This is a genomic window from Niallia sp. FSL M8-0099, from assembly GCF_038006945.1.
Taxonomy (GTDB): domain Bacteria; phylum Bacillota; class Bacilli; order Bacillales; family Cytobacillaceae; genus Niallia; species Niallia circulans.
In genome coordinates this window covers 1,046,459-1,070,333 of record NZ_JBBOWF010000002.1, presented here as the reverse complement: position 1 = coordinate 1,070,333, position 23,875 = coordinate 1,046,459, and the positions used below count along the sequence as shown (strand labels likewise).

The window sequence follows — 23,875 nt, the reverse complement described above, 5'->3', positions numbered from 1 at the left end:
TAGGTAGGAGTATTTTATTTTTATTGATGAATTGTAATATTAAGTATGACACCTAAAAATAAATATAAAGAGGCCCATGAACCTTTGTGTAAAATGAAGTTACCACACAACCATAGGAGGTTTATCATGAGCTACTCCCATCTTACTACGTTTGAACGTGAGCGATTAGAAACCCTTCAAAAGTTGGATTGGTCTACTAGACAGATTGCTAAAGAACTAAATCGTCACCATTCAACAATTGCTCAAGAATTGAAACGAAATAGTACCAATGAATATGCTAGTGAGTGAAGTGGCTCATGAAACGTACATAGAGCGCCGTAAAGACTGTAAACCAAAAGGGAAATGGTCTGTCTCGTTAGCTAATATGGAAGGAAAACTTCAATTAACATGGTTTCCTGAACAGATTATTGGTCGTTTATAAGAATTAAATATTTCTTTTAAGACTATTTACCGTTGGCTCTATCTAGGCTTACTAAATAAATCAGATCTAACTGTGCTTCGTCACAAAGGTAAACGACAAAAACCTGTTGAAACTAGGGGAAGTTTTAACATTGGAACCTCGATTAACCAGCGTCCAAAAGAAGTAAAGAAACGAACTACATTTAGTCAATGGGAACTTGATACAATTGTTTCAAGTCGAGGAAAAAGCAATGGGTGTTTGGCCACCTTCGCAGAACGAAAAACACGGATGTACCTTGCTGTAAAGATGGAAAATCGAAGTTCTTCCTCCATGGAAACAGCCATTTTAACTATGCTTGAAAAGTATCCCCTAGGTGTTTTTAAGACATCAACGGTTGACCTTGGGAAAGAATTTTCATGCTACTCAAGCATTGAAGAACAGGTAGATATGTCTGTTTATTTTGCTGATCCATATGCTTCCTGGCAGCGTGGGACTAACGAGAATGCCAATGGTCTTTTACATGAATTTTTCCCTATGAAGACTGATCTAGTTCTAATTACAGAAGAAGAGTTAGAGTTAGCCTTGTATTTAATTAATCATCGTCCAAGAAAATGCCTTGGGTGGAAAACTTCATACGAAGCATTTTGGGAAGAAGTGTCGCAGTTAGATTGACAAACCCTCTTAAATGTGAGAGTAATTATTTTGAGTTAATCAACAAATATAGAAATAATATAAGTGAATGGGAGGTTTGGGATGAAAATAAAAAAGAAATTTTCATATTTTGTATTAATTCTTATTATGTTTTTTAGTAGTGTAACCATCCATAGGGATAGTTTACAACAGAATAATGTTGAATATAAAGGAAAAAATAATATTTCTTCTTTAAAGGAACCAGTAGCACAAGTGATTATAAATGACTTAAAGAGAGTATCTCCTAATAAAAAGCATCCCAGACTATTAGCAACAAGTGAAGATTTTGAAAAAATAAAAGAATCTCTAAAAACTGATTCAAATTTAAAGCGTTGGTATAAAGAGCTGACAATAAATGCTAATAATTTATTAGAAAAGCCTATTGTCACCTATGAGAAATCAGATGGGGTAAGATTACTTCCAATTAGTAGAACGGTCTTAGACAGAACCCTAACATTGTCTTTAATGTATAGATTGAGTGGAAATAAATTATATGCTGAAAGAGCTTGGAAAGAGTTGGAGCTAGTTTCTGATCGTAAAAGGTTTTATGATTGGAACCCTTCTCATTTTTTAGATACAGCTGAGATGGCTGCAGCAGTAGGGATCGGTTTTGATTGGCTTTATGATTATTTAAATCAAAACCAAAAGGAGATCTTAAAAAATTCTATAATTAATAATGCGCTTATTCCAGCACTTAAAGTTTATAATAATGATAATAATGCAGGAATACCTGTATTTTGGAAGTATGAGAATAATAATTGGAATACAGTTTGTAATAGTGGAATTCTAATTAGCGCTTTAGCAATTGTAGATGAAACGATAAATACACAGAAAATTTCAATTGAAGTTATTCAGAATGCTCTTTCTTCTGTGAAGAATTCTTTATTAGCTTATGGAGATGATGGGGGAACAGAAGAAGGGCCGGTTTATTGGAGTTATGCAACAAAATATGCTGCGATATTACTGTCTACGTTAGAAAAGTCTTTAGGTACAGATTATAACTTTACAAAGATAAAGGGTTTATCAGAGACTGGATATTACCCTATATATACAACAGGTAATGGTGGACTATTTAATATAGGAGACTCTAACGATAATAATTTAGGGAATTTGTCTCAGTTATTTTGGTTTTCAAATAAATATAATAAACCTGAATTATCTTATAGAGCATTAAAAACATATAGTCCTCTAAATATGATTTGGTACAGACCAAAAGAAGAAAAAAATTATCCCCTTCCATTAGACAAAATGTTCAATGGTAGTGCTGGTATTGTAACTATGAGAAGTTCATGGGATTCAAAGTCATCTTTTGTAGGTATACATGCTGGTGATAATCAAGCTAGTCATGGCGATTTAGATATAGGGACATTTGTAATTGATGCATTAGGTGAGAGATGGGCTATTGATCTTGGTATGGATAATTATAATCTTCCAGGCTACTTTGATAAGAAAAGCAAGCGCTGGAATTATTATAGGAAAAGAGCAGAGGGTCAAAATACACTAGTGATAAATCCAGATGAAGGTCCAGATCAAAATATTTTTGCAAAAGGAAAAATAATAGACTTTACTTCAAAGAAAAATGAGGCTAGTACCCTTATTGATATGACAGATGCGTATAAAAATGCAAAATCTATCCAAAGAAGAGCATCTTTGATTAATGATAGAAATGACATACTTATAGAGGATAATATTAAATTAAGTACTCCATCAGAAATTTATTGGTTTATGCATACTCGAGCAAATATTGGTCTAAGTGTAGATCGAAAAACAGCTATATTGGTAATGGGTGAAAAATTCATTACAGTAACAATAAAGAATCCTTCTAATGCTAAATTCTCAGTAATGGATGCTAAACCATTATCTAGTTCGCTTGGTGAAAACCAAAAACAAAATCAAAATAATAATATTAAGAAATTAGCTATTCATTTAGAAAATGTTAAGGAAACGCAGATTTCAATAGAGTTCGAGACCCAGTTTACTAAATAGCAGGCTGATAATCTGTAACCATAAAGAAATTCCTCTACGACATTTATTGATGGACTCAGGTAGGAGGGAGCAGAGATGGCATTCAAAACTAGAACAGGCACAAATCGCAGATACAATTCTTGATCGAATCGTTCACAATTCTTATAAAACCCTGGTTGATGGCGAATTTTGATGAGGGAACGTTATGGTTTAACGCTATCTATATAATTCCCACAGAAGTTGAAAAGCGTATAACAAGGTATCTTATGCATAAAGATTCAGATAATACAAGCGGCCATTGGAACGAATATTGTTCTAATGGCTAATTTAATTACTTTGTATTTTTAATAACAATAGCTTTTCCCCCGCACTTCCTGGCTCAGATGTCTGCAAATAGTGGTTCAAACTCCTCACTGCCTGCTTAAACTATTTGCAATACTCCCTCTTAATTAGAATTAGGTACCTTCCATATAAGTAAGTGGTATGTTAACACAAAATTAGACAACTTTTTTAAGGTGTTTCTGTTTATATTCAATAGGGCTTAAATAACCTAACGTTCTATGAATTCGAATGTAATTAAACCAATTCACATAGTCGTATAATTCCCTTGATAATTCTTCTAAACTAGTAAAATGCCTTTCCTTAATAAACTCTGTTTTGATAATTTTAAATATTGCTTCTGCCACTGCATTATCATAAGGACAGCCTTTCATGCTTAATGATCGCTTTATATCGAAAGTCTCTAAAGCTTCATCTATTAGCTTATTTTTAAATTCATTTCCTTGATCCGTGTGGAAATATCGAATCTTTCTTAAATCCTTCTTAATGGAAGAAAAGGCGCGATATACGAGTGCTGCATCTTTGTTTGGACCGGTACTTTGTCCAATGATTTCTCGATTAAAGAGATCAACAAATACACATACGTATTGCCACTTTTTATCGACCCTTACGTATGTCAAATCACTTACGACCACTGTCATTTCTTCTTGATGAAAAGCACGATTTAATTCATTTTGTTGCTGGGATTCATTGCACTTCTTTGAATGTGGTTTGAATTGAGCCACAGTATAAGAGGAAACAAGCCCTTGTTCCCGCATAATGCGACCGATTCGGCGTCTAGAAACGATAAATCCTTGTTTTTTTAATTCCACTTTTATCTTACGTGTGCCGTAGTTCTGCCGGCTTAAGTAAAAGATTTCGATGATTTTTGAGGTTATATCATTCTCTGACGCTCTTTCTTTGGCTTCATAATAATAGGTGTTTCTTGAAAGCTCTAGGACTTTACACATTGCTGATATCGAGTATTTGTGTTGGTTATTCTTAATTACATTTACTTTCGTCCTAGTATCAGCGCTGCCTGCTTTAAAATGTCATTCTCCATTTCAAGTTGCTTGTTTCTTTTCCGAAGTTCCTGAAGTTCCTTTTGTTCGGGTGTTAAATTATCCTTTTCTTGAAAGGAACCGGTAGTTTGATGCTGATTAATCCACTTCTCTAAGGAAGATGGGGTAAACTCATATTCCCGAATGATGTCCTTTCTTGGTTTTCCGTTCAGATATAGTTGCACCATTTTGTTGTTTGAATTCTGCAGTAAATGTTCTACGTGATCTTTTGGTCATGGTAGATTCTCCCATTATTGTCTTATTGGTATTCTACTTGACCTTAAAATATCTGTCCAACTAAGTGTAGCCTATCCAGCTGTCCATTCTGCCATTTCCTCCGGTGACTTCCGTATATACTTATAAACCGTATTTCTTGAAATATTTAGTTTTTTACGATAGTAGAAATACTATATTTTTGATTTAACATTCCTTTTATTTCTATATACATTTCAAACTTATCCACCTTTTCCAATCCTCCAACTAATCATAGAAGTATAAAAATCTATCATAAATGGAGAAGTATATTTAGTAAATAAGTGTTCAAAATTATTCATCGCAAACTGTTCACTTTAGTCTAGCACTTACAAAAGTACAATATCGCCTAATTTTTTAACAGTTCAACTAAAAGTTAATTTTCTAATATGGTGAATCCATTCCTGCAACAATTCCATTTCTTTCGAAGAGCGGCACAATCAGCTCTTATCCCCTAATAACTATCTCATTTCCCTGCAGCAATCACCAAAAACAAAAAAATCAATATTGTTATAGAGTTTTTATATCATTTATTGACATATGATAATGATTGTGTCAAAATTAAATCATGAAATGACATTTGATAATTCTTTTGTCAAATGACAACAAAGAAAGGGAGGATAATATGACATTGTATGGAAAATTATTAAACCGTGAACAAGAAGGTAATCCAATTAAGGTAGGTGTTATTGGTGCAGGTCAAATGGGATTTGGAATGATTTCTCAAATTTCCACCATTCCAGGTATGATTGTTGGTGGTATTAGTGATATTAATATCGATGCTGCGATTAGAGCAGCCGAAGCTTATCATGCAAGTGGACATAAGAACAATAAAATTTTGACGAGTGCTAATTTTAAAGAAATTATTCATTCACCAGAGGTAGAAGTTATTGTTGATGCAACAGGTGTACCAGAAGTAGGTGCAAAAATTTCATTAGAAACATTATTGGCAAGAAAAAATTTAATCTTATTAAATGTAGAAATTGATATCACGATTGGGCCTCTTATGAAAAAATTGTATGATGCAGCTGGTTTAGTTTATACAGGGTCAGATGGTGATGAGCCTGCTGCAACTGTACAAATATATGAATTTGCGAAGAGTATGGGGATGGAGGTTTTAGTAGCTGGGAAAGGGAAGAATAATGCTTTAAAGGTAAGTGCCAATCCAGATACAGCTCGAGCAGAAGCAGATTCTAAGAATATGAACAGTCATATGTTAGCAGCATTCCAAGACGGAACGAAAACCATGGCAGAAATGAACTTATTATCAAACGCCATCGGATTTGTGCCTGACGTGGTAGGAATGCATGGAATAACTGCTGACTTGGATGGTACAGTGAAAAACTTGGATGTAAAAACGAATGGTGGCATTTTAAATAATTATGGTGTGGTTGAATATGTAGATGGAATTGCACCAGGGATTTTCTGTATCATTAAAGGTCAAAACGAAGGGGTACAGCATGAATTAAATTACTTAATGAAAAAGGGAGATAGAGATCATCATATTCTTTACCGTCCATATCATCTATGTAGTTTAGAAACGCCATTAACAATTGCTAGGGCAGAGCTAGAACATGATAGTGCAATTGTTCCTTTAGGTGCTCCTATTTCAGAAACAGTAGCTGTGGCAAAAAAGGACATTAAGGCAGGCGAAAGAATCGATGGTATTGGTGGTTACTGTGTACGTGGTGTATTAGAAACTCATGCCGATATGATGAAAAATGGAAATATTCCCATTGGCTTAATAGGTGGTTCTTCTATTGCAAAACGTGATATAAAAGATGGATCATTCTTAACATACGATGACATTGAGTTAGATGAATCAACTACTGTATTTAAATTACGCAAATTACAAGATGAAACGTTTGCTTAAGATAAAAAATCGGAATTTTCACTATTATATTTAAAGGATATTAGTCAAATGAAACCTGCGTGTAAAAATCACCTTAGAATGAGTTAAGTCCCTTTCTATTCAAAAGATTAGGAAGGGCTTGATAAAAAGGAGGGATTCTTATGGGGAGTATTGCTATTTTGGCCACCACTATACTATTGTTACAATCGGTATTTAGCCTCTATCAAGTGCAATATTATAACAGGTTTGTTAGGAGCCTTGCCAAAAAGTATAGGGGGAATAAAGGATATGATTTACTAACCGATGTTGCTAAACATTTATTTACTTCTGCCGTAATAGTGGTTGTAACTGATCCAAATGGAGAAATTATGGAGTTGTATTTTTATAGTGGTTTAACTATATTTTCGAAGTTTAAGAGATTCGAAAAATTTGATGGAGAAAAATTAGATAATGAGTTGGTTTCCATAATGGATCAAGAAAAATCTAGACTTAAGAAAAGGGCATTTAAACAGTTAGTAATGAAAAGAATGGAAGCGATTACTTTTTAAATTTTTGGGGGAGGATTCTAAATGAAATTTATTGAGTGGTTTGGGAAAAATTTTATTGGTTTGTTTGAAGCAGGTGGAGAGACATTTATGGGATTTATGACTGGAATTGTCCCTCTATTAATTGTTCTATTAACATTTACTTATTCATTAATTGCTTTTATTGGGGAAGAGCGAGTAAATCGAGCGATACAAGCAAGTGCTAAATATATGATTTTAAGATATACTGTTATGCCTGTTTTATCCGTACTATTATTAACTAATCCCATGGCTTATACATTCGGTAAATTTGTTAAAGAAGAAGAAAAACCTGCATTCTATGATTCTGTAGTTACTTTCTTACATCCTGTTACAGGACTATTCCCATATGCGAATGCTGGTGAACTGTTTGTTTATTTAGGAATTGCAAATGGCGTGATGCAAGCAGGTTACGATCAAGGCAGTTTGGCAGTTCGTTATTTCCTATGCGGTATTGTTGTCGTTTTAGTGAGAGGCGTTATCACAGAAATCATTACTAAATTCTTAATAAAACGAGAAGGAATTACTCTTTAATCATAAATGGAGGTCATAAACTATGTATAAAAAAGTTCTTGTTAAAAAGGGTCCAGGTGGATGGGGAGCAGGCCTTGAACTAGAACCAGCTGGGAAGAAGAATAAAGTTATTTCTGTAACTGGTGGTGGAATTCATCCAGTTGCTAAAAAAATATCCGACTTGAGTGGAGCAGAAGTAGTGGATGGATTTACAAATTCTGTGCCAGAAAGTGAAGTGATGGCTGCCGTTATAGATTGTGGCGGAACGGCGCGTATTGGTGTTTATCCTATGAAACGAATACCAACTGTCGATGTGTTACCATCATCACCATCTGGACCATTGTCTCAATATATTACGGAAGATATTTTTGTTTCTGGTGTTACAATAAACGAAATAGAAGTAATCGAAGAAGCTTCAGATAAAATAGTGACAAAACCGGAAGTTCAAGCAGCTCAAACAACAGAATCAAAAGAAGAACTAGTTGATAAAAAATATGCAAAATCGAAAATAGAACGGAATGTAAACAATCAGAAAAAGGATAGTATCTTGATTAAATTTTCTAGAGGAATCGGAAAGATTATGGGAGTATTCTATCAAGCAGGGCGTGACGCTGTAGAGATGCTACTTAAAAACATTATTCCATTCATGGCATTCATCAGTGTGTTAATTGGTATTATTAACTACACTGGTGTGGGAGATATGATCGCCAATTTATTAGCACCCATTTCTGATTCGATTCTTGGCATGATTGTTATTGCTTTTATCTGTAGTTTGCCATTCTTATCTCCAATCTTAGGACCAGGTGCTGTTATTGCACAGGTTGTTGGAGTATTGATTGGGACACAAATTGCTGCTGGATCAATTCCGGTAACTTACGCATTACCAGCATTATTTGCGATTAATGCACAAGCGGGTTGTGATTTTATCCCGGTTGGTTTATCACTTGGAGAAGCTAAGCCTGAAACTGTACAAGTTGGAGTACCAGCTATCCTGTACAGTCGTGTTATTACAGGGGAGTTAGCTGTACTAATTGCATGGGTGTTCAGTAGTGGCATGTATTAATTTTATCATGGGAGGAGATTTTAGGTGATCGAAAGTAAAATAGTCGAAATTGGTGAATTAGTTCCCTCATTTGCAGAAGAAATGGTCTTGATTTTATTTGGACCAACGGCTACAGCAGAGTTAAAATCAATTTCTGTCATTCATGAATTTGTCACTAAACCTAATATAGTCCTTAAGGTGGGAACGAAATTTATGGTGGGTAATGAAAATCAGACTTATACGATTACCCAAGTCGGAGCTGCCGCTAATAAGAATTTTACTGAATTAGGACACATTTCTATTTACTTTAGCATGGATAAAAATGAAATTTTGCCAGGTGCAATATTGGCTGAACCAAAAATTTATCCAACATTAAATCAGGGGGATACCATCCGTTTTTATAATTAGGTTCCTCTATGCCTGTGTTGTTAGGCCTTCCTACATTATGGTATATTTACATCATAAAAGAATTAGTTGGAGGATCTATTCTATGAATCAACTAGAAGAAAAGGAATTCGTTAGAGTAGCTACAATGTACTATGAAGAAGGAATGACACAGGCGGAAATTGCGAGGAAAATTGGCGTATCCCGGTCATTGATTTCCAAAATCCTACTTGATGCTAAAAAAGCGGGTATTGTAGAAATTATTATTAATAGTAAAAATGCCTATACAGTGAATTTAGAAAGAAAACTAGAAATTAAATATAACCTGAAGCGTGCAATCGTTATAGATACCTCGGAAGTCGAGAATAATGAAGTAAGTAAAACGATTAGTAGAGAGGCAGCTTTATATTTAAAGGAAATATCTAAACATGTAAATTCAATCGGTATTTCATGGGGAGAATCACTGAGAGGGCTCGTAAATCATTATCCATACACGAACCAATCCAACCTTACTGTATTTCCTTTAATAGGTGGAATGGGTGATGACTATATAGATATTCATTCAAATCAGCTATGTTTTGACCTGGCAAGAAAGATGAGAGCAAAAGCGAAATATTTATACGCCCCAGCATTAGTTTCTAATGAACAGATTAAAAAAGACCTCCAAGAGAACCCGACAATCCATGCCGTTTTTGAGGAAAGCAAAAAAGTAGATATTGCACTTGTGGGAATTTCTAGCTCATTTAAGGAAAGTACAATGGTGAGAATTGGTTACCTCAATCAAAATGACTTAAAGGAAATTGAAGAAAATAACGTCATCGGTGACATTAATTCCCGCTTTTTTGACCAATCTGGTAAAGAAGTAGACTGCACCATTAATCATCATGTTCTAGGAATCAATTTAAAAGAAATTCAATCCATACCAACAGTAATGACCATTGCCTATGGCGAAGAAAAATTCAACGCAATCCAAGTAGCAGTAAATAATAAATTAATCAATGTACTAGTTACCACCGATACCATTGCTACAAGATTATTAGAGTGCTGAGGGGATGAGAGGGGATGGTTTAAAATTATAGATCCCCCTCTTCTTTAGGAGCATCATTGTTGTCTTTGATAAGTTGATGGATATGGAGCATAAACGCGGTTTTTTCATTAATCGTTAATGTTTATTTTAAGGTGAGTATTGTTGAGTTTCGGGCACTATTTTTAAAGTGAATAAAATGATGAACAGCCATTAGAACAATGTTTGTCCCAATGGCTGTTTGTATTACACGATTTTTTAATTCCTCTAATTGCTTATCAATTTCCAATTGCCACCGTGTCTTGATCTAAATTCTCTTCTTCATTCCATATGCAGGTGGAAAATAGTTTGTCTTCAACTGCCGCCCTTACTTCATCAGGTAAATACTATATATATCCTTAAAAACCTTGCTATACGATTTTCGACTTTTAAAGAAGTAAACAGAAACACTCAATCGATGGAGTACTCATTGAAGGAATAAGAACTTCTACAATAATGCTGGAACAATTGACATTTTTCAGAATAAAAGAGCAGGAAATTAAGTAGAAGGGAGCATGGGGATTGTACTTATGAGGTCAATGCCCTCCTAAGTACCGTCCTTCTGCATCTCCTTCCGCTAGAATGCGGTAGGATTTAGGGCACTTGCGGATACTTTGCCAATAGATATTGCTATACACAAATGTCAGGCTATTTGATTATCATTCTCTTTTTCTTTAATTATTGATTCTAATATCATTTTCATAAATTCAATTCTTCTATTTTCTTTTGACATTTCAAAATACATAAATATTATTATAAGTAATATCACTATTATAATACTTGAAACATCAAACATATTTCTTATTACTTCAAAATTATTATTATCTTTAGAAAAGAATAATTCATTTATGCGGTTAATACCTGAGTCACTAGTTATCACTCTTGTCAAAAGTGCAGATGTAACCCCAACCAATACTGATGCAGTTTTTAAACCCTTTTTGCTAAAATATTGTTCTTAATTTGCAAATTTAAATAACCTAAGAATCTATGATAATCATATATATCGTGACCTAATTTATTTATAATCTTGCCTTTTATCTCTGTCATATTATCGTGTATATTGCCCTTTTGATCATCATCTAATAGTTCAAAGAAAAATAGATCTGTTTGGTTTGTCATAGTAAGAGTATCAAACAAAGATCCTTTATTTTGATTTCTACTTTTTAACAGTTTTTTGAAGTTTTTTCTCTCTTGCAGAAAAAATATCCAAGAAACAAAAACTAAAAGTTTAATTGTAAAATAAGTCATTAAAATTAATACATATGCTCCAATAAAAACATCTATTAAAGGCTTAAACAAAAAGGATAGTCCCAAAGTTACTCCAATACCAACAAAACCTATTAAAAAGAAGGTGATTATCTCCTGGATTACTTTGCTCCAATTTTGTTTTATTATTTGCAATGCTGTTTCTTGTAAATGTTTAGACTTTTGAATTATCTTTCTACCAAAGCTAATTAATTTATTCAAAGTTTACCTCCTGTTAATAATAAATGAAACCCCATTTCCTACCCAAATGAAAACCATCTAGAAGTCTCTTTTTTCTTTTAAAATATTATCGGATTATTATTATAGTTTTTAATATGCAATAATAAATAAATTACGAATAATCAAAGAATATCAATCACCTATCTATTATTTTCCTTCTTTAACTCTTTATTTTATTTAGATAGCTACTTAATGATGTTACAGTAAAATTCTAAATCAATTTATCATTACACATCGGTAATATATCCTAAAAAATACAGTTTAAGGGTACTGAATGTGGTAATATATATTCATATTAATTCAAAATATAATAGTAAATTTGTATTAGAGGTGGGAGAATGGCTTTATTTCGTGGTAAAGAGAATTCCAATCAAGTGAAAAATATTGAAAAGAAAAAGTTAACGAAGGTATTTAATGTGAATGAAAAAAAGGTTCATATTGATTTTTTAGATGCACAATATGGAGAAATGGAAGGAAAGAAAATTTTATTGGATGAAGAAGTGATTCAAAAGACGGCTGAGGAATTCCTTAAAGTGCTTATGAATAATTCCACAAAGTATAATCCGATTCCTTCTCACATTGTATTTTCTCATCAATCTATTAAAAATAATGAGGAAACAGTAGATAGTAAAAATGATCTTACTGAGAGGGTTTCTAACCCACGTTATTCTTTAAATGAAGTATTCTTGCCTAATTCTTCTAAAAAGCAGGTCTTAAAAGTGTTAACAATGGAAAAACATGTAGAGAAGCTACGTGAAGATTGGGGACTTGGCTCTGTATTAAAAGAAGGACGAGCTACTATTCTTAATTTTTATGGGAAGCCAGGAACTGGGAAAAGTATGGCGGCAGAAGCAATTGCAACCTATCTTGGGAAAAAAGTTATCCGTGTTAACTATGCCCAATTAGAATCAAAATATGTTGGAGAAACACCAAAGAATATTCAGAGATGCTTTGAAGCTGCATCAAAAGAAGGTGCTGTTCTTATCTTTGATGAAGCTGATTCATTTCTGGGAAAAAGATTGATTAATGTTACTCAATCTGCAGATTATGGAGTAAATGTTACGCGTAGCGTAATGTTAATGGAATTGGAGAAATTTACAGGTGTTGTAATATTTACAACTAATTTAATTACAAATTATGACCAAGCTTTTAAAAGAAGAATTCTTGCAAATATAGAGTTTACCTTACCAGACTGTAAAGGAAGGGAACAAATTTGGAAAACACATTTACCTAGTTCCTTACCACTAAAAAAAGGAATTACTGCTGAATGGCTTGCTAAAAGGTATGAACAGATTTCTGGTGCGGATATTAAGGATATTGTGTTATATGCAGCAGTTAATTGCTTGGATCGTGGGGAAGATACACTCAATTCCGTAGACTTTGATGACGCTTATTCTTATATTCAGGCAAGGTATGATGAGGGAAAAAATATAACGGTTAAATCAGAATTAATTACAGAAGAGCAATATAAGCAAGAAATGGAAAGGTTGCCTTCAAGATGTTAAATAAAATTATTCGAACTTACCAAAATACAAGACTTGCAACCATCAAAAAATTCACGAATCAACACTACGATATATTAGATGAAGCAGGTTTTTTGGATGATGGATATATTAGTAAGAAAATAGAAGGATTAAAAATTGAGTATGCAAAATTAGATAACCAAATCGATGTACTTCTACTATCGGCAAACAAGGATGATTATACGAAACAAAAAATTGCGACCCTTTTAGAACAAAAAGATGATATTCATTTATATATCGCTTTTCTTTCATCAAATAGTATGAATAGTATTGAATTTGCTATTCAGTTAGTACAAAATCAAAAAACAGACTTTTGCCTTTGTTTAGAGGCGCTTTATCATTTTAAGCAGAATAGAGAGAAGGATGCCCTTGACCTTTTCGAAAAATATTTTATGCTACATCAAGATCCATTGGACCATTTTTTAATAAATAAGATATATGGTGTACTTTTACTAAGATACAATCAAATAGAGAAAGCAATTAAGTTTTTAAGGATTGCCACAGAGAAACGTCCAGATGATCGAGAAGTGCATCAATTACTGTTACAAACGTATGAGGATTTAGGAATGAGGGATCAAGGAAAGATACACCAAAAAATTCTAGATTTGTTAGGTGATGATTAAGTTGGAAACAACCCAGTTCAGAAAAAAGGATGGTAGTTTATCTTCTGTTAGACTTACGCTTGGAAGCGGAGATAACAAAATGAGTATGACTCAATACATAAATTCATCTAAAGGAGGAGTAACTTTTCGTAACAATGGTATGACAACGAGATTAAATAATAAAGGGCAATCCATCAGTACAGGTTTTAAAACGGGTAATAAGATGACTTATTTTGGGAGTAACGGTGTCTCTGATAGAATTGCTCCATTTTGAATAAACGCTTGGAGGAGTTGTATGAATAATCAACAATACTTGTTTTCGCATCCATTAGAAGCTACTGTACTAGATGAAATGTTGAAAGCAATAAATTTTAAGGAACAATTAAGAGAGAATTATATACTTTTTGAAGAAAAAAAAAGACGCCCTGATCTGTTAGGGAAAACAGTAAAAGTAACCGCAAATCAGTTTCCTGAAATCTATCAAATTGCCAAAAATATAGAAGGGAAAACACAGCTGAATATCCCCGATCTATTTGTATATGAGGATTTTTATTATGGAATGGAAAGCAAAGGGATAGAAAAGCCATGGATTGAAATATCCGCATCCTTGCTTCGTGATTTTTCTGAGAATGAAATTGAATTTATGCTTGCAAGAGAGATGTATCAAATCCAGTATAAACATACATATTATCGGATTTTATTAGAACAATCACTTCAATTATTAGGGAAAGGATATTTGCCTTTTTCAGAGGGGATTGCAGAAGATGCAGCAAAGGTAATATATTACCGTTGGAGCCGTATTTCTAACTATTCCGCGGATTGCTTTGGTTATATTGTTTGTATGGATATTGAGGCATCAATAAAGGCAATTTTAAAATGTGTATTAAATAGTGTCATTTTAGCAGAAAATATGAATCTATTGGAATATATAAAGCAAGGTGAGGCAATCAATGGATTGCATGACGAAGTTTATGAAGCAACAAAAAGTGATGAGCAATTTCCATATGGGCCATTTCGAATTAAAAATTTATTAGCATATTCAACCTCTGAAAAGGCTTTACTAGCTAAAGAGGAGATAAAAAAGGAGGATAAACAATGAGTTTTTTATTAGCGTTAGGTTGGGTTTTGTTAGGAGGAGTTGCAGCTGGATTTCTTGTTACATTCTGGGACGAAATACGCCAATGGCTAAATCAAGTGGCGGCAGATGCTGTAGAGAAAGTATTTGGCTATAAAGCAAGACAAGCTATGCACCGAGCTGTTTCTAAGATTGATAGGGTAATGGATAAGGTACGAAATACGGCTACTATTTATACAAAAAAGACCCCGTTAGATACACATTATGTGAAAACAGATATTGTGGCTGAGGAGCATGTGTATGAAATTGATCAAAGCGTTCTAAAAGAAATTCAATCTAAGGGATCGATAGTTCAAGAATTTGAATATAAAGGATGAAATTAAATGGCCTTTAAGATTGTCAGTCAAACTGTTACAGAGGTGGAAGATCGTGATCCCAATTTATATGTGCAAAGAGCAGAAGATTTTTTAAAGAAGCGTAAATATACGGATGCTTTGCATGCTATGGATAAAGCAATCGAATATTCTCCACACAATAAGAAAAATAAGTATATTTTTGAAAAAATAAAGGTGTATGAAGCTATTGGGATAAATTCTGAAGCTATCGAGTTTATCGAAAAGCATATTTACTCTCAATATAGGTACTTGTCATTAGAAGATTTTTATAGAGTATTAAATGTATTAAACAAAAATAATGCGAAGAACATAAAAGACATACTTTCCTTTAACCAGATTCCTGTTGTATTAATTACTATTTCTAGGGCTAGTACTGATACATCAAGAGATAAATTAATCCAATTTGCTCAGTTTTTTAAGGAGAGCCAACAATACACAGATGCGCTTGAATGTATTTCAGTGATTGAGGACAAATATAAGGAAGATGTGGACTCTTATTTGCTTAAAGCTCAGATTTTCCGTGATAAAAATCTTTATAACGAGGCGATATCTTATTACGAAAAGGCAGCAAGCCTACCATTAGCTAAAGAAGCTGTTTTTATTGAAATCGTTCATTTTTTCTTACAACAAAAACAGAACAATGGGGCAATAAAATGGATAGATAAAGGACTAAAGAAGTTCCCGAATAATCTGGAACTTCTTTACCTAAAGACAGAATTGTTAATGAAAGATGAAAAATATGATGTAGCAATATCCGTTCTTGACTCAATTTTATCTTATCGACCATCTGAAGCAAAAGCGATTTATTTAAAGGGGAAATTTATGATGAGATGGGTAAGTATTTCCGTGCACATCAACATTTTAAAACGGCACAGAAATTAAAGCCTACATTTATTCCTCCGGATAATCGAAATAGAAGAATTTATTTACTGTTGTTAAAGTCTTTTATAACTACCTTTACTATTTTAATTATCCTATTAATTGTAGGACAATTTATATTGTTTAAGAATGGAACTATTAAACCAATGATTATTAATGCCAGCATTGCAATGGACAGCGAGGAATTATTTGTTGGAGAAACAGTACACGCCCAAGAAGATTTTCAGTACTTTCCTTTCTATGCGAAAGAACTAGATTACAAATTGGAAATTATTGAACCTGCGATAGCAGAGATAGATACGAATGGTAATATTAAAGGACTTAAAGAGGGGACAACCCAAGTTCAACTGATAGTAGGAGGAAAGGTGCAAGCTACTCGAGAGATTTCAGTAGTAAAACCATCTGTAGTATCCTTTACTATGGAAGTATTAAACCCTATATTAGAAGTTGGCGATTCAACTAGCTTGTCAGTACATATAGAATCGGACTACAGTGAAGTGGTACCAGATATTAAATATTCATCAAGTGATCCAAGTGTTGCTGAGGTTGATGAAAATGGTAACATCCAAGCGTATGGAGTGGGAGTAGCAACAATAACGGTAGATGCAAATGGATACACGGATATGAAAGAGATTGAGGTAAAAGCTAAGCTTAATGCGATTCAATTAGAAGTAAGTGATATCTCGTTAGAATTAGGAGAAACTTATACGCTAAGTCCAACGTTAATAGCGGAGCCTGCTGGGGAAGAAACATGGGAATTAAGTTACTTGTCGTCGGATACATCTGTAGCAACCATTGATGAAACAGGAGAAATTCAAGCTTTAGGCTATGGAGAGACTGAGATTACCATCACTTCCATAAGTGGGGTGGAGCATACCGTACTTGTGACCGTCACACCAAATAAAGTAAGTAACTTAACTGCTAAATATGATGAATATTATGGAAGCATTCAATTAGAATGGAATTCAGATTATGAAACAGATGGAGAAATAACATATGAAATTGAAATGAATGTAGATGGCCAAGAACCTTCTATTATGGAAACAACCGATACTTCATTTGAAAGTAATTATGTTAGCTCTAATACAACCTATACATTCAATGTTGTTTCTATTATACATGGCGTTCGAAGTGAGCAAGAAACTGTTTCTGTTCATACCCCTTCTGATCAAGAAAATGATATAGATGAAATGGAAGAGGAGGATACTTTAGATCAAGAAGAAGAATTATTAAATGATCAAAGACGTGAAATAATAAATAATTTAATTGGTTATTGGAAGCGGACAGATGAATTAGGAAATGAGACACATGATAATCGTTATCTATTTATTTATGAAGCTGGGACACCAGATTTTTGGAGAATAGATTTTGAAACACAATATAATTCTGGGGAAACAGAAGTTGCATATATTGATCAAATTATGATTAACGAGAATAATATAATGTTTAATAAGGTTAACATTCTATTTAATACTGAAAACTCTATTACTGTAAAGCATCGACATGGTGGAGGAGTTGGTGGAATAACATATGATAATGAAGGTTATTTAACAGAGCACTTCGAAAAAATTAGCAAAAGTGAAATTGAACCATTATATCTTGACCGCTATTCAAATATAGACTTACCAGATTAAATGAATTGAAATAGTGCTAAGTGTTAAGGTATATCTTTTGCATTTATTATAAAAAATCGTCCCTTTTTGTGAAAAAAGTAAGTGGCTAGACCAACTTTTTGAAAGGGACGATTTTTATTCGAATTTAAATGATTAGTAATGAAAATCATACCATATAATCAATTCTTCTAGAGAGGCAAGACAATAAGAGGAGAGGAAGCAAAAATTATCTCCTACTTTCATACCTCTTATAAGACTGTCCCCCCTGAAACTCTACCTATTAAAACACAGGCAACTTCTCTAAATAAACGATATCATCTCTTTCGGCAGCATCTCCTTCAGCAAGAATGGCAGCTTTGGAAACAACGATTCCTCCTGCTTTGGTAACTAGTTCCTCGAGTACTCGTATCGATTCCCCGGTGCTAATGACATCATCAATTATGGCAATGCGTTTTCCTTTAATCTTGGCGGCGTCTTTTCCATCTAAACAGAGTAATTGTTCTTTTTGTGTGGTAATGGACACGACTTGATTAATTAGTGGTTCGTCCATATAGGGTTTTACACTTTTGCGAGCAACAATATATTCTGGCATGTTTAGTTGTTTCGATAGTTCATGGACGAGGGGAATTCCTTTTGCCTCAGCTGTTACTAAATAATCGATGTCTTTCAATTGCTCTGCTAAGAGGGAAGCGGCTGCAACAACGATTTCTGTATCGCCTAAAATAACAAAGCTTGCAATCTTTAAATCATTTGAAATTGGGATAATCGGTAACTTTCTTTTTACTCCGGCAACAGTTAGTGAATAAGTCTCCATCATAAATTCTCCTTTTTCTTAAACTCCAAAGAGTCCTAGTAAAAATTCCATCACAACGCCAGCTAATAACCCTAAAAATGGATCGGCAATGGCTGTTACGATGATAGTAATGGCTCCAACAATAGGGGAACTAGCTTCTGTACCAGTTAGTGCGGCTGTTGCATTGCCTGGTAATGTCACAATCGCACCTAAGACGAAAAGGAAACCGGCAATGGATGAACTAGGTACATATTTTCCAATCTTCGGCAAAAGTTTGAAGAACAGGATCGCTGCCATGATGGCCATTGTTAGAACACCTGCCCATACTGCATGGGGAGCAGAAGCAGTCGCAGAAATAATGATTTCCACAGGTCCTCCGCCAAATAAAGAAGAGACCATATCTGCTAAACTACTAATAATCGTTAGCGTGTCAATATTTACATTTGCTCCGGCGATTTCTCCATTGATTTTTCCAAAGGCAATATTAGCACCAATATTCAAACAAACAAGAGCGAGTGCCCCGCGAATAACAGAAGGGTTGAGAATAAACTTTTGGAGCTTAAATTTATCTTCTGTTAGCATATTTGTTACAGTGGCAGATTCTTTTTTAGTGAAATGATAGACAATGCTAGAAAGCAGCACAGAAACAGTGATGGTATATACTAAGTCTTTTGAAATAATATAGGTTAATAAGGCACTAGCGAATGAAGTGACCCCAATCAATCGATCGTTTTTTGCCATATCCCAGGCAACCTTTGCAAGCATAAAACCAACACCAGCCATCATCCCGTTTGTAATAACAGGACCAATCCAGGCAACGATTTGTTCCATCAATCCAAAAACACCTATAATAACTAATAAAAAGGCACCAAAAAAGATGGAAGAGAGCCGTTCGTGCATATTTTTCCCCATTGTTCCTGCAACTGTTATGGTTTCCGCCTGAAAGGAAATAACGGCAACATTGCTTGTTAAGCTATTCCCAGCAGCACCTATGAGAAAGGCAAGCGCAGTTGGAACGGACGCAAAGCCAAAAGATAGTGCCAGTAACCCTTGGGGCAATCCATTTAATACAACACTTAATGCTGCTAGTATGTCTTTTAGTATATCTTCCATTTTCCTTCTCCTTTACTATTTCCCGCAATGTCCTATAGAAAAAAACCGTTCAGCAAAGTAGAACGGTTTCTAGAAAAAGAAATTTTCCGTCCATAGTAGAGTGATTTAGGGCCACTCTGTAGAGACTCCCAGACCATATTACCGGGATTATACGGGTTATTTACGTACAATATTTACATTGTAACTTAAAAAGTTCGTATTTTGAATAAAAATATTGAATAAATAGAAGATGAGGACTTCTTTTGGCAGTAGAATCTGCTGAAGGATGAATACAGTAGTTCGAATAATGGACTCAAATATTGTTATGAAAAATCTCATATCTGTATTGATATGGTTGAATTAGGCCGTTAAAAATAATAATTAAGTACACTAATCCTTTATAGCAGGAAATCAATTGGTCTATTTGACAGGAAGCATATCAATTTTCCTCTTCGTAAAATTTCACCACCTTTCATTTCTGCGGAGAGGTTGGTCCTAGTCTTATCAAAATATAAATCTATAGGACCAAATGGTAATTATTAAGTCTACTAACTTTATATAGGATAAAAAAGATATAATAGATCGGGCGCTAGTCCTTCTTGGATTAGCGCCCTTATAAATATTACACCATTAATCTACCAATCCTTGCTTAACACTGCCTCTTACTACTACTTTTAAATAGGGTTCTTTTTTTGAGTATTCAAAGAGACCAATGTAATCTATTCCATTATAATTCAAATATATTTCTTCTGCCTTGTCTTTTGTTGTTATTTTAGTACCTGATAAATGTCTTTCATGAGGAGTAGACATAAGCTCTTCTCTTCCATTAACAGTAACACCATTATCGATAAGAATATAAGAGACTAGCATGAAATAAGGAATATCTAAATCACTATCTACAAATTTTTTAATATCTAATTGTATTTCTTCTTTTTCTAAGAACGTTTTAACATATTCTACTTCATTAAATTTCTTCACCACTTCATAAACTTCCGTAGATTCGGCGAGATGGTCTATCGAAATAGGAGGAATAAAAAAATGAAGCAAAGTGCTAGTTAAAATCCCAAAAATTAATGAGAAAAGCACTATTTTTTTATCCTTTTTGACTAAGAATAGAAAGATTATTCCAAGTATTATTCCTATTGGTATAGTAATAGATTCTGTTTTAAACGAAACAAATGTAATAATGTATATGAATGTTAGCTTCAAAAAAAGAATAGAACTTTTTTTCTTCTGAAGAATAAAAACAGAAGTACATAGAAGGAAATAGATGGAGCTGGCTATAATTAAATACATAAATCCTCCTTTCCTTTTAAATACTTTATTAGTCTCAAGTTTAATCTCTGAAAAAATAAAACCTATAAATTGTGTGTAAGAAAATTATTTGTTAATTACCAATTTTAATATTAAAATCTAATACAAACTCTTGACATAACCAACCAGTAGGTACATTTACAGACGCCTTTCCAATACTTACGGCTCCAGTGAAAGGAATTAATGAATGAATATACTTAGCTTGAAATTTTCCAGTCTCATTTTTAAATTTAACGGGAACTTTTATATCTTGACTAAGTCCACCAGTCATAAAGTATGTATTAGGTAATAAGAACTTCCCACTTATACCATACAGATTTTGTGAGGTATCCATTTTAGCGCTGACATAATTATTGTTAAATACATGAAGGTAAGAATAAAACCCATCTAGAGAATTTGTAACCCCAATAAATCTATTATCCCAGGCAATAGCGACATTATCTGTCCACTGCAAATCAGCATAATCAGACCAAGTGAAATTTAAAAATGCACGATATGAATACTCAGTTGCATTACTTGAAGACTTATCTACAAATGCAGAAACTGATAATTTATCATCATTATAATAATCTCCGTTATCATAAGAATTAATACTAGCTAATGAAGTCTTTGTATTGCTAATAGGTATGTTATTTTCTTTATTATATTTAGCGATATCTTTTTCAATCAGTTCGTTTATTTGATTTCGATTTTCATTTGTTACTTCATATTTTTTTCCATTTAAACTATTATAATATTCCTTTTTTGTAATAGTATAATCTGCTTTTTCCTTTATGCCGTTCTATCATCATCATTATCCCTCCTTAAATTTACTTCACAGTTTATCATTGCGTCTAACCTTTTAAAAATTGCAAATCTCTTGAAATATAATCCTCTATTTAAATAAGAGACTATATTCTTACAAATTCTGCATTAAATACTAAATTACTCTAGTATATCTAACTTGATAAAACAGTATCTCTATTATATTGAAATCAGATTTCAACAATCTTGGGCAAAGTAATAACAAAAGTGAATATATTGAATATTACTAGATCCTCAATTTTATGTCCCATAAGACAGATTGAGAGTAAGGTGCATAGAATAATTTTAAGCTTCATGCGTGGATGATAGGCAGGACAACCTTCATTTTGAAAAAATGGTTCAAACGTTTCTTGAGGGAAACTTTCCACTAAATGATGGACATAAAAGGCAATATCATTATTTTGTAACTTTACTTCTAGTTTTAAAGGTAAAGCGAGTTGATTCATGATATATAAGGACACTTCTTTCTGATTAGATTTTGTGTGGTAACTTAATTTTTCAGAAGTTGCCCTTATTTTTATTGTAAAAATAATCAAAACCGGTGAAATTTTACTTGTCGTAAAATTTCCGCCGGTTTTTTCATGTTAAAGGTGGATTTAATCCCAGCCTTTGCAAATTTTTCATTCCCTTGTTTATGATACTTTCTTATCTGTATTTTGTTTCAATTCCATTTTCTTATTTTCTTTTCTCATTTGTTTAAAGTACCAGCCGAATAACAGGATATAAGCGATAAGCGCTAACACGGAGAATCCTATTAATTTGATATCCCATGTATCGACAGCTTTCCCAAATAGAATAGCTAGCATTTTTTCAATTGGATCAGAGTCCACGGAAGAGAACAGGGCGTCAGCAGCCAGTCCATTAGGGAAATTCCCCATAGCTTTAGATGTTTCTGTCACGAATTTAGCAATAAAAGTTGCTCCCCATAAGAATAAAGGAATTAAAATGGTTCCAATAATGGTCATGCGCACCACTCTTCCCTTTGTCACGATTAGAAGGGCTGGGGCTAATACAGTAAGCAGAATTCCTCCTAATGGAAGGACTGTATTGCCGGGAAGAAAGATAGCGACTAGCAGCAAGATTGGTGCTAAAATATTCGCTACTGCCCATAGTTCTGCGCGTGTCGCCAGGATTGGCCAGTCGATTCCTATCAATAATTTCCGGCCTTTAAAACGCTTACTCATTTTCGATGTAATACCTTCGGATAAAGGACCAATAGCTGGGCCGAACCAACTGCCAACTAATGCAAATAGTTCAAGGGCAACAGCACCAGTAAAGGCTAAGGTGAAAATTTCTGCGACCGACAATTGTCCAAGAATACCGATGAATATCCCTAAGTAGGCACCAATTGCGAAATTACTGCCCCAGAAACCAATTTTTTTATTTAATGCTTCTGCATTAAAGTCAAATTTATCAATAAACGGTAAGCATATATCAATAAACTTGTTTAACACCATAACAAGTGGTGCGATTAGTAAGGATGGATGAGCGGTTGTTGTAATGTTGTTTTGATCATATCCTAAAAGCTCATTGATTGTAGGCTTCATTACATCTGCATTGATAAGCATTAATGCGTAAATAAAAGCTACGAATAATGTCGTAAGAATTAGATTATCGTTAGAATAATACATAGTAAGAAGACCAATGACAGAGAGATTCCAAATATTAAATAAATCTACGTTTAAGGTTGTTGTTTTCTTGGCGATCAACATGAATACGTTTACTAAAAGGCATATAAAAGCGAAGTAGAGTGTGTAAACAGATCCCCATGTGATGACAGCGAGTGGAGCCCATCCTAAATCTGTAACAGATAAAGCAACTCCCGTAGATTCTACAAAACTATTTAGTGCTGGTGAAAAAGCAGTAGTAAGCAAAGAAATAATTGATCCCATACCCGTTAAGGCAATGGCCATTCTTAGGCCGCCTTCAATTGCTTTCGAGATAGAAACGCCAACGATTAAGGAAAGAATCGTAATGATGATAAACATCATGGCAGATCCTCCTAAATTAATAAAGCCATTAAAAGCATCATTTAATTTCTCAAAAAACATTTGGCTTACCTTCCTTTTATGAAATTTACGTAATCGGTTCCGTAAACGGTTACTCAAAATATAACAGAATTTTTTTAAAGGTACAACTATTAATTTAAATTAGTTTATTAAAGGAAAAGCAATTTTAAAAGAATACGAGAGAAAGG

General features: G+C 33.6%; 21 protein-coding genes, 4 pseudogenes and 1 riboswitch. Of the genes and pseudogenes, 16 read left to right on the top strand and 9 right to left on the bottom strand.

What is annotated here, in order from left to right; translation table 11 throughout:
* Positions 1-126 precede the first annotated feature (126 nt).
* From NSQ92_RS19845 to NSQ92_RS26865, 3 genes and pseudogenes are all read left to right on the top strand, one after another.
* Positions 127-1,072: pseudogene (locus tag NSQ92_RS19845) on the top strand (IS30 family transposase).
* 81 nt (positions 1,073-1,153) lie between these two features.
* Positions 1,154-3,076, top strand: coding sequence for a heparinase II/III domain-containing protein (locus NSQ92_RS19840; protein ID WP_341153129.1), 1,923 nt, complete (start codon positions 1,154-1,156; stop codon positions 3,074-3,076).
* A gap of 76 nt (positions 3,077-3,152) precedes the next feature.
* Positions 3,153-3,283: pseudogene (locus NSQ92_RS26865) on the top strand (AAA family ATPase); the annotation flags it as partial.
* Between the two features lie 269 nt (positions 3,284-3,552).
* On the opposite strand, the pseudogene NSQ92_RS19835 reads toward NSQ92_RS26865, so the two are convergent.
* Positions 3,553-4,671: pseudogene (locus NSQ92_RS19835) on the bottom strand (IS3 family transposase).
* 640 nt (positions 4,672-5,311) lie between these two features.
* Here NSQ92_RS19835 and NSQ92_RS19830 point away from each other — a divergent pair.
* The 6 genes from NSQ92_RS19830 (at position 5,312) to NSQ92_RS19805 (ending at position 10,088) form a co-directional block, all read left to right on the top strand.
* On the top strand, positions 5,312-6,559 hold the full coding sequence (locus NSQ92_RS19830) for an NAD(P)H-dependent oxidoreductase (protein WP_341153128.1): 1,248 nt from the start codon (positions 5,312-5,314) through the stop codon (positions 6,557-6,559).
* Positions 6,560-6,699: 140 nt separating this feature from the next.
* On the top strand, positions 6,700-7,086 hold the full coding sequence (locus NSQ92_RS19825; RefSeq protein WP_341153127.1) for a transcriptional regulator GutM: 387 nt from the start codon (positions 6,700-6,702) through the stop codon (positions 7,084-7,086).
* A 21-nt stretch (positions 7,087-7,107) separates the two neighbouring features.
* On the top strand, positions 7,108-7,635 hold the full coding sequence (srlA, locus tag NSQ92_RS19820) for a PTS glucitol/sorbitol transporter subunit IIC (RefSeq protein ID WP_341153126.1): 528 nt from the start codon (positions 7,108-7,110) through the stop codon (positions 7,633-7,635).
* A 22-nt stretch (positions 7,636-7,657) separates the two neighbouring features.
* Positions 7,658-8,677: a PTS glucitol/sorbitol transporter subunit IIB gene (srlE, locus tag NSQ92_RS19815; RefSeq protein WP_341153125.1), complete on the top strand. Its 1,020-nt coding sequence runs from the start codon at positions 7,658-7,660 to the stop codon at positions 8,675-8,677.
* A 24-nt stretch (positions 8,678-8,701) separates the two neighbouring features.
* Positions 8,702-9,064, top strand: a complete 363-nt coding sequence (locus NSQ92_RS19810) for a PTS glucitol/sorbitol transporter subunit IIA (RefSeq protein WP_341153124.1) — start codon at positions 8,702-8,704, stop codon at positions 9,062-9,064.
* Positions 9,065-9,146: 82 nt separating this feature from the next.
* Positions 9,147-10,088, top strand: a complete 942-nt coding sequence (locus NSQ92_RS19805; RefSeq protein ID WP_341153123.1) for a sugar-binding transcriptional regulator — start codon at positions 9,147-9,149, stop codon at positions 10,086-10,088.
* 658 nt (positions 10,089-10,746) lie between these two features.
* Here the strand turns inward: NSQ92_RS19805 and NSQ92_RS19800 are convergent.
* Complete coding sequence (locus tag NSQ92_RS19800; RefSeq protein WP_144545784.1) at positions 10,747-10,992, bottom strand: hypothetical protein; 246 nt, start codon at positions 10,990-10,992, stop codon at positions 10,747-10,749.
* Between the two features lie 38 nt (positions 10,993-11,030).
* Complete coding sequence (locus tag NSQ92_RS19795; RefSeq protein ID WP_341153122.1) at positions 11,031-11,570, bottom strand: hypothetical protein; 540 nt, start codon at positions 11,568-11,570, stop codon at positions 11,031-11,033.
* 356 nt (positions 11,571-11,926) lie between these two features.
* Here NSQ92_RS19795 and NSQ92_RS19790 point away from each other — a divergent pair, with 356 nt between their 5' ends.
* From NSQ92_RS19790 to NSQ92_RS19760, 7 genes are read left to right on the top strand one after another with little or no spacing between them, the layout of a single operon-like run.
* Complete coding sequence (locus tag NSQ92_RS19790; protein ID WP_144545782.1) at positions 11,927-13,093, top strand: AAA family ATPase; 1,167 nt, start codon at positions 11,927-11,929, stop codon at positions 13,091-13,093.
* Positions 13,087-13,734, top strand: a complete 648-nt coding sequence (locus NSQ92_RS19785) for a hypothetical protein (RefSeq protein ID WP_144545780.1) — start codon at positions 13,087-13,089, stop codon at positions 13,732-13,734. The genes NSQ92_RS19790 and NSQ92_RS19785 overlap by 7 nt, the downstream gene beginning before the upstream one ends.
* Position 13,735: 1 nt before the next feature.
* Positions 13,736-13,987, top strand: a complete 252-nt coding sequence (locus NSQ92_RS19780) for a hypothetical protein (protein WP_144545778.1) — start codon at positions 13,736-13,738, stop codon at positions 13,985-13,987.
* 21 nt (positions 13,988-14,008) lie between these two features.
* Positions 14,009-14,812, top strand: coding sequence for a M48 family metallopeptidase (locus tag NSQ92_RS19775; RefSeq protein WP_144545776.1), 804 nt, complete (start codon positions 14,009-14,011; stop codon positions 14,810-14,812).
* A complete protein-coding gene (locus tag NSQ92_RS19770; protein ID WP_144545774.1) occupies positions 14,809-15,165 on the top strand; it encodes a hypothetical protein in 357 nt (118 codons plus the stop codon). The genes NSQ92_RS19775 and NSQ92_RS19770 overlap by 4 nt, the downstream gene beginning before the upstream one ends.
* A 6-nt stretch (positions 15,166-15,171) precedes the next feature.
* Positions 15,172-16,065 carry a tetratricopeptide repeat protein gene (locus tag NSQ92_RS19765; protein ID WP_341153121.1) on the top strand — a complete coding sequence of 298 codons (894 nt, stop codon included), beginning with the start codon at positions 15,172-15,174 and terminating at the stop codon, positions 16,063-16,065.
* A complete protein-coding gene (locus NSQ92_RS19760; protein ID WP_341153120.1) occupies positions 16,014-17,696 on the top strand; it encodes an Ig-like domain-containing protein in 1,683 nt (560 codons plus the stop codon). The genes NSQ92_RS19765 and NSQ92_RS19760 overlap by 52 nt, the downstream gene beginning before the upstream one ends.
* Before the next feature lie 259 nt (positions 17,697-17,955).
* Here NSQ92_RS19760 and NSQ92_RS19755 read toward each other — a convergent pair whose 3' ends face one another.
* The 6 genes and pseudogenes from NSQ92_RS19755 to NSQ92_RS19730 all read right to left on the bottom strand — a co-directional run bounded on the left by NSQ92_RS19755 (position 17,956) and on the right by NSQ92_RS19730 (position 23,729).
* The gene (locus NSQ92_RS19755) at positions 17,956-18,489 is read right to left on the bottom strand and encodes a phosphoribosyltransferase family protein (protein ID WP_251689377.1); all 534 of its coding nucleotides are present in this window, start codon (positions 18,487-18,489) and stop codon (positions 17,956-17,958) included.
* 18 nt (positions 18,490-18,507) lie between these two features.
* Positions 18,508-19,581 (bottom strand): NCS2 family permease, encoded by a 1,074-nt coding sequence (locus tag NSQ92_RS19750; protein ID WP_341153119.1) that lies wholly within the window; start codon positions 19,579-19,581, stop codon positions 18,508-18,510.
* A gap of 73 nt (positions 19,582-19,654) precedes the next feature.
* A riboswitch (purine riboswitch) is annotated at positions 19,655-19,756 on the bottom strand.
* A gap of 434 nt (positions 19,757-20,190) precedes the next feature.
* Positions 20,191-20,856, bottom strand: coding sequence for a hypothetical protein (locus NSQ92_RS19745; protein ID WP_341153118.1), 666 nt, complete (start codon positions 20,854-20,856; stop codon positions 20,191-20,193).
* 91 nt (positions 20,857-20,947) lie between these two features.
* On the bottom strand, positions 20,948-21,328 hold the full coding sequence (locus tag NSQ92_RS19740) for a hypothetical protein (RefSeq protein ID WP_341153117.1): 381 nt from the start codon (positions 21,326-21,328) through the stop codon (positions 20,948-20,950).
* A gap of 574 nt (positions 21,329-21,902) precedes the next feature.
* Positions 21,903-22,124, bottom strand: a pseudogene (locus NSQ92_RS19735) (IS5/IS1182 family transposase); the annotation flags it as partial.
* A 186-nt stretch (positions 22,125-22,310) separates the two neighbouring features.
* The gene (locus NSQ92_RS19730; protein ID WP_341153116.1) at positions 22,311-23,729 is read right to left on the bottom strand and encodes a PTS transporter subunit IIC; all 1,419 of its coding nucleotides are present in this window, start codon (positions 23,727-23,729) and stop codon (positions 22,311-22,313) included.
* Between the last annotated feature and the right edge of the window lie 146 nt (positions 23,730-23,875).

What these genes read in the sequence shown, in the direction of transcription:
- NSQ92_RS19805 (WP_341153123.1), top strand. Translation starts at nt 9,147, where the DNA reads ATGAATCAACTAGAAGAAAAGGAATTCGTTAGAGTAGCTACAATGTAC.
- NSQ92_RS19770 (WP_144545774.1), top strand. Translation starts at nt 14,809, where the DNA reads ATGAGTTTTTTATTAGCGTTAGGTTGGGTTTTGTTAGGAGGAGTTGCA.
- NSQ92_RS19750 (WP_341153119.1), bottom strand. Translation starts at nt 19,581, where the DNA reads ATGGAAGATATACTAAAAGACATACTAGCAGCATTAAGTGTTGTATTA.
- NSQ92_RS19745 (WP_341153118.1), bottom strand. Translation starts at nt 20,856, where the DNA reads ATGTATTTAATTATAGCCAGCTCCATCTATTTCCTTCTATGTACTTCT.
- NSQ92_RS19730 (WP_341153116.1), bottom strand. Translation starts at nt 23,729, where the DNA reads ATGTTTTTTGAGAAATTAAATGATGCTTTTAATGGCTTTATTAATTTA.
- srlA (WP_341153126.1), top strand. Translation starts at nt 7,108, where the DNA reads ATGAAATTTATTGAGTGGTTTGGGAAAAATTTTATTGGTTTGTTTGAA.
- NSQ92_RS19755 (WP_251689377.1), bottom strand. Translation starts at nt 18,489, where the DNA reads ATGGAGACTTATTCACTAACTGTTGCCGGAGTAAAAAGAAAGTTACCG.
- srlE (WP_341153125.1), top strand. Translation starts at nt 7,658, where the DNA reads ATGTATAAAAAAGTTCTTGTTAAAAAGGGTCCAGGTGGATGGGGAGCA.
- NSQ92_RS19825 (WP_341153127.1), top strand. Translation starts at nt 6,700, where the DNA reads ATGGGGAGTATTGCTATTTTGGCCACCACTATACTATTGTTACAATCG.
- NSQ92_RS19790 (WP_144545782.1), top strand. Translation starts at nt 11,927, where the DNA reads ATGGCTTTATTTCGTGGTAAAGAGAATTCCAATCAAGTGAAAAATATT.
- NSQ92_RS19765 (WP_341153121.1), top strand. Translation starts at nt 15,172, where the DNA reads ATGGCCTTTAAGATTGTCAGTCAAACTGTTACAGAGGTGGAAGATCGT.
- NSQ92_RS19785 (WP_144545780.1), top strand. Translation starts at nt 13,087, where the DNA reads ATGTTAAATAAAATTATTCGAACTTACCAAAATACAAGACTTGCAACC.
- NSQ92_RS19830 (WP_341153128.1), top strand. Translation starts at nt 5,312, where the DNA reads ATGACATTGTATGGAAAATTATTAAACCGTGAACAAGAAGGTAATCCA.
- NSQ92_RS19775 (WP_144545776.1), top strand. Translation starts at nt 14,009, where the DNA reads ATGAATAATCAACAATACTTGTTTTCGCATCCATTAGAAGCTACTGTA.
- NSQ92_RS19760 (WP_341153120.1), top strand. Translation starts at nt 16,014, where the DNA reads ATGGGTAAGTATTTCCGTGCACATCAACATTTTAAAACGGCACAGAAA.
- NSQ92_RS19840 (WP_341153129.1), top strand. Translation starts at nt 1,154, where the DNA reads ATGAAAATAAAAAAGAAATTTTCATATTTTGTATTAATTCTTATTATG.